Raw genomic sequence first — 14387 nt, forward strand, 5'->3', positions numbered from 1 at the left:
CGCGGGTGTAATCCGCTTTGTCGGCAAAAAAGAAGCGCGAACCCAATCATGAGTAAATCTTGTGTTCATCTCAAATTTAATGAGTTTGTCTCAAGATTACCCGTGCCTGACAATTCCCTCATTCATTTTCTGCATTCTGAGGGACAAGAACATGGCACTGGCACACAACCTCGGCTTTCCGCGTATCGGCCGCGATTGCGAGCTGAAAAAGGCCCAGGAAGCGTTCTGGAAGGGCGAGCTTGACGAAGCCGGACTGCGAGAGGTCGGCCGTGCGCTGCGTGCCAGTCACTGGCAGTTGCAAAAGGACGCGGGTATCGACTTGCTGCCAGTGGGCGATTTTGCCTGGTATGACCAGGTACTGACCCACTCCCTGACGTTTGGCGTGATCCCTGAGCGATTCCGTGGCCAGGACGGCGCCAGACCTACCCTGCAGACGCTGTTCGCCATGGCACGTGGCGTCAGTGCCAACTGCTGTGGCGGTGCTCACGCTCAGGAAATGACCAAGTGGTTCGACACCAACTACCACTACCTGGTCCCGGAGTTCACCGCAGACCAGCTGTTCAGCCTGAGCTGGGAACAGCTGTTCGAGGAAGTAGACGAAGCCAAGGCCCTGGGGCATGGGGTCAAGCCGGTGGTGATCGGCCCCTTGACCTACCTGTGGCTAGGCAAGACCAAGGGATCGGACTTCGACAAGCTCGACTTGCTCGATCGCCTGCTGCCGCTCTACGACCAGATCCTCAATCGTCTGGCTATCCAAGGCGTGGAGTGGGTGCAGATCGATGAGCCGATTCTGGCCCTGGACCTGCCACAAGATTGGAAAAACGCGTTCGAGCGTGCCTACAACATCCTTCAGCGTGCACCGCTGAAGAAGCTGGTCGCCACTTATTTTGGCGGCCTTGAAGACAACCTGGGCCTGGCTGCCAACCTGCCCGTCGATGGTTTGCACATCGACCTAGTACGTGCGCCGGAACAGTACCCGACCATCCTCGACCGTCTGCCGGCCTACAAGGTGTTGTCGCTGGGGCTGGTCAACGGTCGGAACGTCTGGCGCTGCGACCTGGAAAAAGCCCTGCAAGTGGCGCGTAATGCCCATGACCGCCTGGGTGATCGCCTGTGGGTCGCACCGTCCTGCTCGCTGCTGCACAGCCCAGTGGATCTGGCCCGTGAAGACCAGCTCGATACCGAGCTCAAAAGCTGGTTGGCTTTCGCTGTACAGAAGTGCGAAGAGGTGGCGGTGCTGGCCCAGGCGCTCAATCAGCCGCAAGCGGCCGAAGTGGCGGTGGCCCTGGAGCGTAGCCGAGCGGTGCAGGCCAGCCGCGCTGCTTCGCCGCGTATCCACAAGCCCGCGGTGCAGGCGCGTCTGGCGGCCATCAGGCCCGCCGACAGCCAGCGCCAATCGGCCTTCGAACAGCGTATTGTCAAGCAACGCGCAGGCCTGGCCCTACCAGCGTTTCCGACCACCACCATTGGCTCGTTCCCGCAGACCTCGGCTATTCGCCTGGCGCGCCAGTCGTTCAAGCAGGGCAAACTGACCGAGGCCGACTATGTCGAAGCCATGCACAGCGAGATCCGTCACGCTGTCGAGATCCAGGAAAGCCTGGGCCTGGATGTGCTGGTGCACGGTGAAGCCGAGCGCAATGACATGGTCGAATACTTTGCTGAACAACTCGATGGCTATGTGTTCACCCGTTTCGGCTGGGTCCAGAGCTACGGTTCACGCTGCGTGAAGCCTGCGGTGATCTACGGTGACCTGAGCCGTCCCAAGCCCATGACCGTGGGTTGGATCAGCTACGCCCAGAGCCTCACCAGCAAGGTGATGAAGGGCATGCTGACCGGGCCGGTGACCATGCTGATGTGGTCGTTCCCACGCGAGGATGTGAGCCGGGAAACCCAGGCCCGCCAGCTGGCGCTGGCGATTCGCGACGAAGTGGTCGACCTGGAAGCCGCGGGCATCAGGATCGTACAGATCGACGAAGCAGCGTTCCGCGAGGGCTTGCCTCTGCGCCGCAGTGCATGGGCGGCGTACCTGGAATGGGCGACCGAGGCCTTCCGACTGTGTGCGTCGGGCGTGCGTGACGAAACCCAGATCCACACCCACATGTGCTACAGCGAGTTCAATGACGTGATCGAGTCGATCGCCGCCATGGACGCGGATGTGATCACCATCGAGACCTCGCGTTCGGACATGGAGTTGCTGGAAGCCTTCGAGCAGTTCGACTACCCCAACGAGATCGGTCCAGGCGTATACGACATCCACTCGCCGCGAGTGCCGAGTCGTGAAGAGATGGTCAAGTTGCTGCGCAAGGCGGCTCAGCGTATTCCAGCCGCGCGCTTGTGGGTGAATCCGGATTGCGGGCTGAAGACCCGTGGCTGGCCGGAAACCGAAGCGGCGTTGGTCAACATGGTCGCTGCGGCACGCGAGCTGCGCGCCACGGCGTGATGACCTTATCGCCGGCAAGCTGGCTCCTACAGGTGCGACGTAGGCGGCAGGCGTGCCGGCGATGAGCCACGAATCAGCGCTCGATGGCCAGGGCAACGCCCTGCCCACCACCAATGCACAGGGTAGCCAGCCCTTTCTTCGCATCGCGTTTGATCATTTCGTGCAGCAGCGTCACCAGTACGCGGCATCCGGAAGCCCCGATCGGGTGGCCCAGGGCAATGGCTCCACCATTGACATTGACCTTGTCGGTATCCCATTCCAGCGCCTTGCCCACGGCCAGGGCTTGTGCTGCGAAGGCTTCGTTCGCTTCGATCAGGTCCAGGTCGGCCAGCTGCCAGCCGGCCTTGTCCAGGCAACGCTGGCTGGCGGATACCGGGCCGATGCCCATGATCGCCGGGTCTACCCCCGCGCTGGCGTAGGCGGCAATCCTCGCCAGCACCGGCAAGCCCAGGGCTTGGGCCTTGCTGGCGCTCATCAGCAGCACGGCCGCAGCGCCGTCGTTGAGGCTGGAGGCATTGCCTGCGGTCACGCTGCCATCCTTCTTGAATGCCGGGCGCAGTTTGGCCAGGGATTGTGCAGTCGTGTCGGGGCGAGGTTGCTCGTCACGGTCGAAGACCTTGGGGTCGCCTTTTTTCTGCGCCAGCACGATCGGGGTGATCTCGTCCTTGAAGCGCCCGGACTCGATGGCAGCCACGGCCTTGCGTTGGGACTCGGCGGCAAAGGCATCCTGCTGCTCACGGCTCAGGCCGTACTTGTCCACCAGGTTCTCGGCGGTGATGCCCATGTGGTAGTCGTTGAACGCGTCCCACAGGCCGTCGGTGATCATGCTGTCGATCAGTTGGCCATGGCCCATGCGCTGGCCGGTGCGGGCCGACGGCATGACATAAGGCGACAAGCTCATGTTCTCCTGGCCGCCGGCAATCACCACCTCGGCGTCGCCGCAGCGAATAGCCTGGGCCGCCAGGTGCAGGGCCTTGAGGCCCGAACCGCAAACCTTGTTCAGGGTCAGCGCTGGCACACTGTAGGGCAGGCCGGCCTTGATCGCCGCTTGGCGCGCAGGGTTCTGGCCGGCTCCCGCGGTGAGTACCTGGCCAAGGATCACTTCGTCGACCTGGGCCGGGTCCAGTCGGGTTTGCTCCAGCAGATGCTTGATCACGGCCGCGCCGAGCTCTACGGCAGGCACGTTGGCCAAGGCACCCTGGAAGCTGCCGATGGCGGTGCGGGTTGCGGCGACGATCACCACGTCGTTCATTTTGTTGTTCTCCGGGCAAGGGGGCGCCGCGCGTGCGCATTACCGCCAGCATCGGTCGGTTGGGTTCATTTGTTAAGTTTGTTTTTCTTTGGCATTGATATGAAAAACAAATAAGTGCCCGGCCTCGCCGCTCTTCGCGCGGATACTTCAACCTGGTCTCACCGGATGGGCGCCAGAACGCCTCGCGCGGTTTGAATCCCCCCAATCACCCCGTAATATGTGTCGGATAACCGGTGGGGGTAGTCTCACCCTCTAGATCAATCGGAATCGCCCGTGGCGGCGCTTCCTGGCATAAACCTGACGAGGTACAGACATTGGCCATCATTCATCCTAAGGTCCGCGGTTTCATCTGCACCACGACCCACCCGAAGGGCTGCGAGCTCAACGTCCGTGACCAGATCGAAGCCACCCGCAAGCTGGGCGTGCGCGAGGATGGTCCGAAGAAGGTCCTGGTCATTGGTGCCTCCAGTGGCTACGGCCTGGCTGCTCGCATCACCGCAGCCTTTGGCTTCAAGGCCGATACCCTGGGTGTGTTCTTCGAAAAACCGGGCACCGAGACCAAGGCGGGTACCGCCGGCTGGTACAACGCCGCTGCCTTCGACAAGTTCGCCAAAGCCGAAGGCCTGTACAGCAAGTCGATCAACGGTGATGCCTTCTCGGACGAAGCCCGCGCCAAGGTCATCGAACTGATCAAGAACGAAATGGGCGGCCAGGTCGACTTGGTGATCTACTCGCTGGCTTCGCCTGTGCGTAAGCTGCCACAGACCGGTGAGCTGGTTCGTTCCTCGCTCAAGCCGATCGGTCAGCCGTACAAGTCGACCGCTATCGACACCAACAAGGACACCATCATCGAGGCCAGCATCGAGCCGGCCACCGAGCAGGAAATCGCCGATACCGTCACCGTCATGGGTGGCCAGGACTGGCAACTGTGGATCGACGCCCTGGCAGGCGCCAACGTGCTCGCCGAAGGCGCACGCACCGTTGCCTTCAGCTACATCGGCACCGAAATCACCTGGCCGATCTACTGGCATGGTGCCCTGGGCAAGGCCAAGCAGGACCTGGACGAAACCGCCCTGCGCCTGGACAAGAAACTGGCCGGTGAGATCAAGGGCGGCGCCAACGTGGCAGTGCTCAAATCGGTGGTCACCCAGGCCAGCTCGGCCATTCCGGTGATGCCGCTGTACCTGTCGATGGTGTTCAAGATCATGCAGGAAAAGGGCGTCCACGAGGGCACCCAGGACCAGCTGGACCGTATGTTCCGCGACCGCATGTACCGTGCCGATGGCCAGCCGGCCGACGTCGATGAAAAGGGCCGTCTGCGCCTGGACGATTGGGAGCTGCGCGACGACGTACAGGACGCCTGCAAGGCGCTGTGGCCGCAAGTGACCACCGAGAACCTGTTCGAGCTGACCGACTATGCCGGTTACAAGAAGCAGTTCCTCAACCTGTTCGGTTTCGAGCGTGCTGACGTCAACTACGACGAAGATGTGGCTACCGACGTGAAGTTCGACTGCATCGAGCTGTAATCGGGTCCGGCCCGTACTGCCCCTAATCGCCGACAAGTCGGCTCCTGCAAATCCTGTAGGGGTCGGCGTGCCGGCGATAGGGCCGGTACAGACATGCCATTTTTTGCTAGCGTTGGCGCACAACAACAGGACGCGCGCCATGAGCAGCCTTACCCAGCCCGCCACTGCTTTTCGTCACGCCACCGCCGACGGCTACAGCCTCGGAGGTTTCCTCTGGCGTCACGCCGAACCCGACGCCCAGCGTCCCCTGGTGATCATCAACGCCGCCACTTCGGTGCGTTGCCGCTACTACTCGCGTTTTGCCGACTACCTGTTCGCCCACGGCTGGGATGTGCTGACCTACGACTACCGTGGCATCGGCGAGTCACGCCCGAATTCGCTACGCGGGTTCAAGGCGTCCTGGAGTGACTGGGGGCAGTTGGATTTCGAAGCCATGCTGACCTATGCCGCACAGCAGTTTCCAGGGCAGCCCGTGGATGTGGTCGGGCACAGCTTCGGCGGTTGCGCAGTAGGACTGGCGCCGTCGGCCGGGCAGGTGCGGCGAGTGGTGATGGTAGGGGCGCAATTCGCCTATTGGCGTGACTATGCGGCGGACCAGCGTTGGCGGCTGTTGGGTAAATGGCATGTGGTGATGCCGTTGTTGACGCGGGTTTTCGGGTATTTCCCCGGCAAGCGTCTGGGCTGGATGGAAGATACACCGGCGGGGGTGGTACAGGACTGGACGGCGCGCACTCCACGTTACGAGCAGCGCCCCAGCGGGAGGCAGCTGCAAGGCTTGCCCTTTGCCCAGGTGCGCGCTGCGACGCTGGCGATCAGCCTGACCGACGACCCGTTTGGCACGGTGGCGGCGACAGAGCGCCTGCTGGGGTACTTGAAGCATGCACAGCGGTTGCACCTGCGCCTGGCGCCTGTGGATATCTCAGTCCGAGAGATCGGCCATTTCGCATTCTTCCACGACCGCTTCCGCGAGCCGCTGTGGCCGATTGCGCTTGCCTGGTTGCAGCGGGGGGAGGTTTCGGCCGAGTGGGCGGGGCAGATCTTTTCGGCCTGATTGCCGGCAAGCCGGCCCCTGCAGCGGTCTTGCAGGACCCGGCTTGCCGGCGATGAATCACGCGGGGCTCACGCCAGGCGCGAGAGTGGCTGCTCGGCGAACTTCACGCCAGCCAAACCCTGCTTGATCAGTGCACGGATATTGCCGTGGTCGCTGCCTTCAGGGGTCGCCAGCACGCTGCGGTAGTGCTCGCCGAATGCCAGCAGTGCTTCCTCATCGCTCAGGCCTTCCAGCAGGGCCAGGCCCAAGGTCTTGCACGAGCCTTCGTTCTGGCCGGCGGCGTTCTCGACACCGCCGTTGTTGAAGGCCTGCGGCTGGTAGCTGTAGTGGGCGGCAATGAACGCCAGGGTGTCGGCAAAGACGTGTTCGCCGCTGGTCAGGCTGGCGCGCAGGGAATTCAGATCAGTCACGAGGTTTTCCTTTTTCAAACGCCGCTTGCTGCTCGGCGCTGGCTTCTTTCTGGTATTGGGCTTTCCACTCGGCGTAGGGCATGCCGTACACCGCTTCGCGCGCATCATCCATGCTCAGTTCGACCTGGCGCTCGTCGGCGGCGGCCTTGTACCACTTCGACAGGCAGTTTCGGCAGAAGCCGGAGAGGTTCATCAGGTCGATGTTCTGAACATCGGTGCGTTTTTGCAGGTGTTCGACCAGGCGCCGGAATGCGGCGGCCTCGAGTTCGAGTTGCTGTTGAGGCGTCATGGGGTTCTCTCAGGTCATGCGATTCTTCAGGTGACGGCCGCCATTGATGACCACCTGGCTGCCGGTGCTGTACTGGCTGGCAAGCAGGTATTTGACCGTCTCGATCAGTGGGCCGGCGCCGGGTTCGAATTCCAGCAGGGCCTTTTTCAGCGTCTGCTGGCGGTACGCTTCATCGCCGCCTTCCTTGAGGATCAACAGGCCCGGGAGGATACCGTTGACATGCACCTTGGGCGCATATTTTTCGGCGAATGACAGCACCATGTTCTGCAATGCGGCCTTGGTGGCGGCATAGCCGATGTGGCTCTTGCTGCCGCGCGAGGAGGTCTCGTCGCAGATGTGAATGATATCGGCCTTGTCCACCTTGGACAGCAGGCCGCCCAGTGCCAGGTTCAGGTGGTAGGGCGCTTCGACGTGAAGGCGGAACATGGTCTCGAGGTTGTCGAGGCCGTCATCCAGCCACAGCGAAGCGTTGTGGATGATCGCTCGCAATCCGTCGTAATGACTGTGCAGGAAGTCGATCAATGCCTGGCGATCGGCCTGCTGGCAGAGGTCGGCCTTGAACGGGACGATATTCGGGTGCGCAGGTTGCGGCTGGAGGCTGCGGCTGGCACTGATCACCGTATGGCCGGCCTGTGCCAGTTCGAGGGCCAGAGCCAGCCCGACACGCTGGCTGGCTCCGGTAACGAGGATTGGGCTGTTCATGTTCGGGCGGTCAACTTGTCTGTCCTTTCATTGCTGACCAGCATACCCGAACTGTTTCCCTCTTGCGTGGCCTGGCCTCAACGGCTGCGTAGCGCCGCGCCGGTGTGTGGCGTGGCATTAAGCCAGTTGGCCAGCAGGCGGGTGGAGAGAGGAATGAAGACATAGACCATCACGGGGGTCAGCATCAGTGTGCTGAGCATCACCCGGGGTACCAGGTCCAAGGCCGCCAGCCAATGGCCGAACAGCAGATTGAACAGCAGCGAAACCGGGAAGAAGGCGAGCCAGATAGCAACGGCTTGCTTCCAACGCGGCGGTTTTTGCACCATATTAGTGCCGAACCAGTCGTCAATGCCGGTTACGCGCCTCTCTTTGGGGCGCTCGAACAGGCCGTTGCCCCGCTGCAACCAGGCTCGGCGCGAGGCGGAATGTTCCCAAGCGTGCAGGGTGGGTTCGTCGCTGAAGCGGAAGATGATCTGAAATTCATCGCCATCGTGGGGCGGTGCGAGGATGCCCGAACCAAGATAGCCGGGAAAATCGGTGGCCAGTTGCTCGCCTTCGTGTAGCCAGGCCAGCAAGTCCTGGTAGCGGCCATGGGCGGCGCGACGTGACACCATCAGGGTGACGGGTGGCGTAGACATCGTGTATCTCCTGACGACGGGGCTGGCGGGTAGCTGGCCCCTTGGCTGTGTCGCCCGGGGTGGTGGGCGACGCAGGCGAACATGCAAGAATCGGGCACGGATTATCGCGACTGTTGAGCGCCAGGCAAGTCTCAGGCGGCGAACGGTCACAGACCGATAATCTATTCTGTCGTAGTAGTATGCGCGTTCAATCAAAGCGCACAGGGTGCTTAGTGCAGATGAACAAAACGGCAATGGAGGCCGGCCTGGAACACCAGGACCTGTTTCCAATCCGCGAAGTTTCCCGCCTCACGGGCGTCAACCCGGTGACCCTGCGTGCCTGGGAGAGGCGCTACGGGCTGATCCAACCGACCCGAACCGACAGTGGCCATCGTCTTTATTCCCAAGCCGATATCGACGACATTCGCCTGATCCTGGGCTGGCTCGAGCGTGGTGTCGCGGTGAGCAAGGTCGGTGGCATTCTTGCCCGAGGCCAGGCCGTGGCGCGCGAAGCCCGTCCCGCCGTCACAGCCAATGCCCAGGGGCCGTGCCAGGCCCGGTTACGCGAGGCCTTGCGCACCTTCGACAGCGCGATTCTGGGGCAGTTGTTCGACCAGGCATTGGCCCATGGCACCCTACAGAACGCTTTCACGGAGCTGTTTCTGCCGGTCTGGCACGATCTGGCGGCAGGGCATGGGATGTTTGGGCAGACCAGCGAATGGCTGTTCCTTGATCAGTTCTTGCGAGGACGCGTGCTGTCGCTGCTGCAGTCTTCGCGCAAGAGCGGTACTCAGCGAGTGCTGATGGCGGCTCTGCCCGGGCCTTGCCAAGAGCTGGAGTTGCTGGTGGCCGGCCTGCTCTTGAGCAGTGATGACGTGGCGGTGACCTTGCTGGCCCCAGGGCAACCGCTTGAAGAGCTCACGCTGGTCTGCGAGCGGTTGCGTCCCGCTGCCTTGGTGATGTTCTCCAATCACCTGACGCTGGACCTTGGCAAACGTTTGGTGCGCCTGGTGGTGGGGCTGGAGTGCCCACTACTCTTGGCTGGAGAAGCCGCGGAGCTGGCCCAGGACAGTCTGGCAGGAAGCCCGGTGGCGTGTCTGGGCGCTGAGGCGGGGTTGATGCGGCGGCGCTTGCGGCAGTTTCTGGCCGGTCAGCTCGATACCTGAGCGTACAGTTCAGGGTGGGCCTGGCGATGTGCCTGGAGAATGTACTCGCGCAGCCGCTCGATTTCTTCAGCCGGGCTTTGGCTCAGGTCATAGGCAGCCAGATCTGGACCAATGCGCCGGCCCAGAGTCCCCTGCAACTCGATCGGTGTGATTCCACCTGGGGCGAAATACAGCTCGAAATGCGCTGGGGCATGCTTGAGGTCACGAACTTCCAGCAGCGCCCCTTTGAAGGAGATTTCGCGCACCCACAGTCCGCTGACCTTGTCGTGAGCATCGAGCAACGCGCTCGGCTGGTCCAGCGTCAGGCGCCAGGGACGCAGCATCGGGCCGTCCTCGTAGATTTCCGGTGAGCCCAGTTGCAGGTGCAGGGCGTGGAACTCGTCTTCGACCAGTTGCAGCGGGAAGCTGATCTGCTGGTTGTTGAATTGGGCCTGCAACGTCACCTGCTCATTGGCCACCAGGCGGGTGAGCAAGGTCTGGATGCGGCGGTCGCCATTGACCAGCAGGCTCGACATGGGGTCGGCCAGGTTCAGCTGCGGCGTGTGCTGCATGCCCTGTATGAAGTCCAGCTCGTCCTGGGTCAGGAGCGCGTTTGCTTGCATGATCGAACTCGGAGGCGATTTCTTCAACGGGATGGACAATGCTCCTGGGGCTTGGTTCAGGTACGTTCGTCGGAATTCAGGCGGGCATTGAGTTCGGCCAGCTCGCGCTCCAGCTCGACCTGCCGGCTGACATCCTTCTGGATGCCGATGAAATAGGTTCGTTGCTCGGCGTCGTTCTTGACCGGTGTGATGGACAACTCGTTCCAGAAAGCCGTGCCGTCCTTGCGGTAGTTGCGTAGCACTTCTCGGCACGGGCGGCCTTCGGCGAGGGCTTTGCGGATGCGCGCACGGCCGAGTTGATCGCGATCGTCGGCCTGCAGGAAACGGCAGTCCTGGTAGAGAATCTCGTCCCGGCTGTATCCGGTCAGGCGTTCGAACGCCGCGTTCACGTAGATCAGGATGGTGTCTTCGCCCTCCTGTTCGGCAACCACGATACCGTCGTTGGACGCATCGACCATGGATTGCAGCAATTGCGCGTTGATCATGTCCGGGCCATCAATTGAAAAGGAGGACTATGGTAGAGGCGGCCTTTTGCCAGCGCCGGATGTTAGTATCCTATGTTTTCACTCAGTTTCGGAATCCTCTCCCCGATGAAAGTCGCCATTATTTCCGGGTCGGTGTATGGCACCGCCGAAGAAGTCGCCCGTCACGCCGAGTCCTTGCTCAAGGCAGCAGGTTTCGACGCCTGGCACGCTGCGCGGGCTACGTTGCAGGATTTGCAGGGCTTCGCGCCAGAGGCCTTGCTGGCGGTCACCTCGACCACCGGCATGGGTGAGCTGCCGGACAACCTCATGCCGCTGTACTGCACCATTCGTGACACCTTGCCCGCTGCCTGGCGTGGCCTGCCGGGCGCGGTGATCGCCCTGGGCGACTCCAGCTACGGTGATACCTTCTGCGGTGGCGGCGAGCAAATGCGCGAGCTGTTCGCCGAACTGGGCGTGCGTGAAGTGCAGCCGATGCTGCGTCTGGATGCGAGCGAGACGGTAACCCCGGAGGCCGATGCCGAGCCTTGGCTGGCCGAGCTGGCCCAGGCGCTCAAAGGCTGATTCCAGCGGCTCCTGCCAGGTCCGCTGCGGACCTCGCAGGAGCCGGCTTGGCGGCGATGAGGTCGGTCAAGACGCTCAAGGCGCCTGCCGCACCATTTGCAACCATGCCTGCGCCGCCCGCGACAGATAGGCCCCGCGCCGCCAGATAAAAGCGATGTCCCAGCGCAGCTCCGTGGGCGCGCGCAGTGCCAGGCGCACCACTCCGGGGCGCTCCAGCGCTTTTGCCACCACCCGGGGCAGCAGCACCACGCCTTGGCCCGCTGCCACCAGCGCAGCCAGAAAGTCAGCCTGGCCGCTGCGTCCACCTTCCTTCGGCGTGAATCCCTGCTGCTGACAAGCCTTGAGCAAGCGGTCGTTCAGTACGAAGCTGCGCTGGTACAGCAGAAACGGTGTCTCGGCCAACTGATGTAGATCGATCTGGCCCAGGCCCGCCAATGCATGCCCAGCCGGCAACAGCACATCCAAAGGCTCGTTACAGAACGGTTGGTACGCGAAGGCCGGGTCACTGGGCGTCAGGCTGCCGCCAAGTTCCAGTTCGCCGGTTCTCACCGCTTGTTCCATGCTGTGGCTGCCGCCTTCGAGCAGTTGGATCGAGATATTCGGGTAGCGCCGTCGATACTCGGCGAACAGCCCCGCGAACAAGGCATCGCTGCCTAACAGCGGCAGGCCAAGGCGCAGTTCACCCCGGCCCATCTGGTTCAGGTCGTCGAGTTCTTCGAGTAGCGCCTGGCGTTGGCGCAGCAAGGCTTCGCCACGCTCAAGGACGATGCGCCCGGCAGCGGTCAGGTGCAGCTGCGAAGCCTGGCGCTCCAGCAGGGGCTGGCCTACATCTTGCTCAAGTTGAGCGACCTGTTTGCTGACCGCGGACTGGCTGATGTGCAGGGTGTGCGCGGCTTGCGTGAACCCCCCGCGGTTGACCACTTCGATGAAGCTACGCAGTTGTTTGAATTCCATGGCCTGAATTCCAAAATGGAATGCCGTGCAGTCTAACAATTCGCTTCTGGCCTAGGCAGGCAAATTTTAAGATGAGGGCCTGTCGAGGACTCCCCCATGAAACCCGCGTTACTGAAAAAGATCCTGCGTCTGCTTGGCGAGCTGGCGGTGCTGTTGGCGTTGTTCCTGCTCGGCGGCCAATTGGCCGCCTGGTTGGGCTGGCCCATCCCGGGCGGTGTGATGGGGCTTGCGCTGCTGTTGCTGCTGTTTGCCAGCGGCGTGATCAAACCCGCCACCTTGCAACTGGGCGCCGGCTGGCTGATGGCTGAGATGCTGCTGTTCTTCATTCCGGCACTGATGAGCCTGCTCGACTACGGCGCCTTGATGCGCCACGAAGGCTGGCGAATATTGCTGGTGATCGCCGTGAGCACACTGATGGTGATGGTGGTCACTGCCGTGACCGTCGAGTGGGTGTGTCGCTGGAGGCTGCGCCATGAGTCTTGAGCCCATGCCGCTATTCTGGTTGGCCCTGACCCTGGCCGCCTACCTGGGCAGCCGCTGGCTGTACCGGCGTAGCGGTCGCTACCTGCTGTCGCCGTTGATACTGGTGCCAACGCTGCTGTTGGCGGTCGCCATTCCGCTGCACACGGCCTACGCCGAGTACGCACGCAACACCCATTGGCTGATGAGTGTCCTTGGGCCGGTGACCGTGGCATTCGCGGTACCTATCTGGCAGCAGCGGGCCCTGTTGGCCCGGCACTGGCCAGCATTGTTGATCGGCATGGTGGCTGGCAGCGCGGCTTCCATTGCCAGCTCCTGGGGGCTGGCGCACCTGTTGGCGCTGGACAATGCGATCAGCCTGTCGCTGGTGCCTCGCTCGATCACCACGCCCTTCGCCATGCCGCTGGCCCACGACTTGGGTGGCGTCCCGGAGCTGACGGCCGTGTTCGTGATGTTCACCGGCGTGCTGGGGGCGATGTTCGGTGGTGTGCTGCTGCGTTGGTTGCCCTTGCGCACGCCTTTGGCCAGAGGGGCCCTGTTCGGGGTTGGGGCTCATGGCGCTGGGGTCAGTCGGGCGCAGGAAGTGGGCCGCGAAGAAGGTTCCGTGGCCGGCCTGGTCATGGTCCTGACGGGGCTGCTGAACCTGTTTGCGGCGCCGCTTCTGGCCATGCTGTTGTGACCGTTCGTGCCACTGACTCGCTGAGTCATCAAGCTGGCTGTCAACGCAAGTTTCTCTGCTTCGGCGGCTGGCTAGACTGAGGTTCGATGTAGAGAGCACATGTAAGTGCCGAGGTGACATGCAATGACCGCAGCCTTGCCCTATTCCACCAACCCTTATCCGACGGGACGATTCTGATGCCTTTGGCCGAGATTCCATTGTGCGTCTGGCGTACCCGGGGACAGCATTTCTCATTCCGGAGCCAGAGCATCCGCTACTGGACCGCAGGGCAAGGAGAGCCCCTGCTACTGTTGCACGGATTTCCCACCGCGAGTTGGGATTGGCACTACCTGTGGGCGCCGCTGGCTCAGCGCTTCCGGGTCATTGCCTGCGACATGCTGGGTTTTGGCGACTCTGCCAAACCGCTCAAACACACCTACAGCTTGATGGAGCAAGCCGACTTGCAGCAGGCTTTGCTTGCCCATCTGCAGGTCGACCAGCCGGTGCACCTGCTGGCGCATGGCTATGGTGGCAGCGTCGCCCAGGAGTTGCTGGCGCGACACTACGAACAGCGCGCGGACATCGCCAGTTGCGTGTTCCTCAACAGCGGATTGTTCCCCGAGCGCTGCCAGGTGTTGCTGATTCAAAAGCTCCTGCTCAGCCGGCTGGGTTGGCTGGTGGGCCGTTCGTTCGGGCGGGACGACCTGGTGCGCAGCGTCACCCAGATCTATGGCCCATGCACACATCCCAGCGAGAGCGCGCTGGACGATTGCTGGAGTCTGATCGCGGCCAACCGGGGTACACGCATTCTGCACAAGCTGGTGGGCTATGTACCCGAACGCAGGCTGCACCGCGAGCGCTGGGTCGCGGCAATGCAGCGCGCAGGGGTGCCGATGCGCTTGATCAACGGTGTGGTCGACCCGATCTCGGGCATCCGCATGGTCGAGCGCTACCGGGAACTGGTACCCGAGCCGGACACCGTGCAGCTACAAGGCATTGGCCATTACCCGCATACCGAGGCACCCGTGCAGGTGCTGCGTCACTACCTGGCGTTTCGCGAACAACCGTTGAGTGTCCTGCCGCTGAAGGTCGCCTGGTCCTAACCAGGCGATCATCGCCCTGCGTTATCGCCCGGCATTCAGCCTGAGTGAGCTTGATTGTTCGCCCTGCGGGGCTGGCGGACACTCGCTGCAT

16 protein-coding genes are annotated in these 14387 nt (G+C 62.5%); 8 read left to right on the forward strand and 8 right to left on the reverse strand.

Annotated elements, in window-relative coordinates; genetic code table 11:
* Positions 1 to 151 precede the first annotated feature (151 nt).
* Complete coding sequence (metE, locus tag H620_RS0121970) at positions 152 to 2440, forward strand: 5-methyltetrahydropteroyltriglutamate--homocysteine S-methyltransferase (protein ID WP_027908041.1); 2289 nt, start codon at positions 152 to 154, stop codon at positions 2438 to 2440.
* A 73-nt stretch (positions 2441 to 2513) separates the two neighbouring features.
* Here metE and H620_RS0121975 read toward each other — a convergent pair whose 3' ends face one another.
* Positions 2514 to 3692: an acetyl-CoA C-acetyltransferase gene (locus tag H620_RS0121975; protein WP_023378713.1), complete on the reverse strand. Its 1179-nt coding sequence runs from the start codon at positions 3690 to 3692 to the stop codon at positions 2514 to 2516.
* A 314-nt stretch (positions 3693 to 4006) separates the two neighbouring features.
* Between H620_RS0121975 and fabV the strand changes: the two genes are divergently transcribed.
* Both fabV and H620_RS0121985 read left to right on the forward strand, forming a co-directional pair.
* Positions 4007 to 5218: an enoyl-ACP reductase FabV gene (gene fabV, locus H620_RS0121980; protein WP_023378714.1), complete on the forward strand. Its 1212-nt coding sequence runs from the start codon at positions 4007 to 4009 to the stop codon at positions 5216 to 5218.
* A 139-nt stretch (positions 5219 to 5357) separates the two neighbouring features.
* Positions 5358 to 6269: an alpha/beta hydrolase family protein gene (locus H620_RS0121985; RefSeq protein ID WP_023378715.1), complete on the forward strand. Its 912-nt coding sequence runs from the start codon at positions 5358 to 5360 to the stop codon at positions 6267 to 6269.
* 68 nt (positions 6270 to 6337) lie between these two features.
* On the opposite strand, the gene H620_RS0121990 is transcribed toward H620_RS0121985, so the two are convergent.
* The 4 genes from H620_RS0121990 to H620_RS0122005 all read right to left on the reverse strand — a co-directional run bounded on the left by H620_RS0121990 (position 6338) and on the right by H620_RS0122005 (position 8308).
* A complete protein-coding gene (locus tag H620_RS0121990; protein WP_027908042.1) occupies positions 6338 to 6679 on the reverse strand; it encodes a HopJ type III effector protein in 342 nt (113 codons plus the stop codon).
* A complete protein-coding gene (locus tag H620_RS0121995) occupies positions 6672 to 6968 on the reverse strand; it encodes a DUF1244 domain-containing protein (RefSeq protein ID WP_023378717.1) in 297 nt (98 codons plus the stop codon). The genes H620_RS0121990 and H620_RS0121995 overlap by 8 nt, the downstream gene beginning before the upstream one ends.
* Before the next feature lie 9 nt (positions 6969 to 6977).
* The gene (gene folM, locus H620_RS0122000) at positions 6978 to 7670 is read right to left on the reverse strand and encodes a dihydromonapterin reductase (RefSeq protein ID WP_027908043.1); all 693 of its coding nucleotides are present in this window, start codon (positions 7668 to 7670) and stop codon (positions 6978 to 6980) included.
* 77 nt (positions 7671 to 7747) lie between these two features.
* Positions 7748 to 8308 carry a putative antibiotic biosynthesis monooxygenase gene (locus H620_RS0122005; RefSeq protein WP_023378719.1) on the reverse strand — a complete coding sequence of 187 codons (561 nt, stop codon included), beginning with the start codon at positions 8306 to 8308 and terminating at the stop codon, positions 7748 to 7750.
* 218 nt (positions 8309 to 8526) lie between these two features.
* Between H620_RS0122005 and H620_RS0122010 the strand changes: the two genes are divergently transcribed.
* Entirely contained in the window at positions 8527 to 9453 is a 927-nt protein-coding gene (locus H620_RS0122010) for a MerR family transcriptional regulator (protein WP_027908044.1), read from the forward strand.
* On the opposite strand, the gene H620_RS0122015 is transcribed toward H620_RS0122010, so the two are convergent.
* Both H620_RS0122015 and H620_RS0122020 read right to left on the reverse strand, forming a co-directional pair.
* Entirely contained in the window at positions 9438 to 10055 is a 618-nt protein-coding gene (locus tag H620_RS0122015; RefSeq protein ID WP_023378721.1) for a hypothetical protein, read from the reverse strand. The genes H620_RS0122010 and H620_RS0122015 overlap by 16 nt on opposite strands.
* A gap of 56 nt (positions 10056 to 10111) precedes the next feature.
* Positions 10112 to 10540 carry a PAS domain S-box protein gene (locus tag H620_RS0122020; RefSeq protein WP_023378722.1) on the reverse strand — a complete coding sequence of 143 codons (429 nt, stop codon included), beginning with the start codon at positions 10538 to 10540 and terminating at the stop codon, positions 10112 to 10114.
* Positions 10541 to 10645: 105 nt separating this feature from the next.
* Here H620_RS0122020 and H620_RS0122025 point away from each other — a divergent pair, with 105 nt between their 5' ends.
* Positions 10646 to 11101 (forward strand): flavodoxin, encoded by a 456-nt coding sequence (locus H620_RS0122025; protein ID WP_027908045.1) that lies wholly within the window; start codon positions 10646 to 10648, stop codon positions 11099 to 11101.
* A gap of 75 nt (positions 11102 to 11176) precedes the next feature.
* Here the strand turns inward: H620_RS0122025 and H620_RS0122030 are convergent, their stop codons facing one another.
* Positions 11177 to 12055, reverse strand: a complete 879-nt coding sequence (locus H620_RS0122030; RefSeq protein WP_027908046.1) for a LysR family transcriptional regulator — start codon at positions 12053 to 12055, stop codon at positions 11177 to 11179.
* A 96-nt stretch (positions 12056 to 12151) separates the two neighbouring features.
* Here H620_RS0122030 and H620_RS0122035 point away from each other — a divergent pair, with 96 nt between their 5' ends.
* The 3 genes from H620_RS0122035 (at position 12152) to H620_RS0122045 (ending at position 14296) form a co-directional block, all read left to right on the forward strand.
* The gene (locus H620_RS0122035; protein WP_023378725.1) at positions 12152 to 12538 is read left to right on the forward strand and encodes a CidA/LrgA family protein; all 387 of its coding nucleotides are present in this window, start codon (positions 12152 to 12154) and stop codon (positions 12536 to 12538) included.
* Positions 12528 to 13214, forward strand: coding sequence for an LrgB family protein (locus H620_RS0122040; RefSeq protein ID WP_027908047.1), 687 nt, complete (start codon positions 12528 to 12530; stop codon positions 13212 to 13214). Before H620_RS0122035 ends, H620_RS0122040 begins: the two co-directional genes overlap by 11 nt.
* A 176-nt stretch (positions 13215 to 13390) precedes the next feature.
* Complete coding sequence (locus H620_RS0122045; protein WP_027908048.1) at positions 13391 to 14296, forward strand: alpha/beta fold hydrolase; 906 nt, start codon at positions 13391 to 13393, stop codon at positions 14294 to 14296.
* Positions 14297 to 14387: the final 91 nt, after the last annotated feature.

This window comes from Pseudomonas taiwanensis DSM 21245, assembly GCF_000425785.1.
Classification (GTDB): domain Bacteria; phylum Pseudomonadota; class Gammaproteobacteria; order Pseudomonadales; family Pseudomonadaceae; genus Aquipseudomonas; species Aquipseudomonas taiwanensis.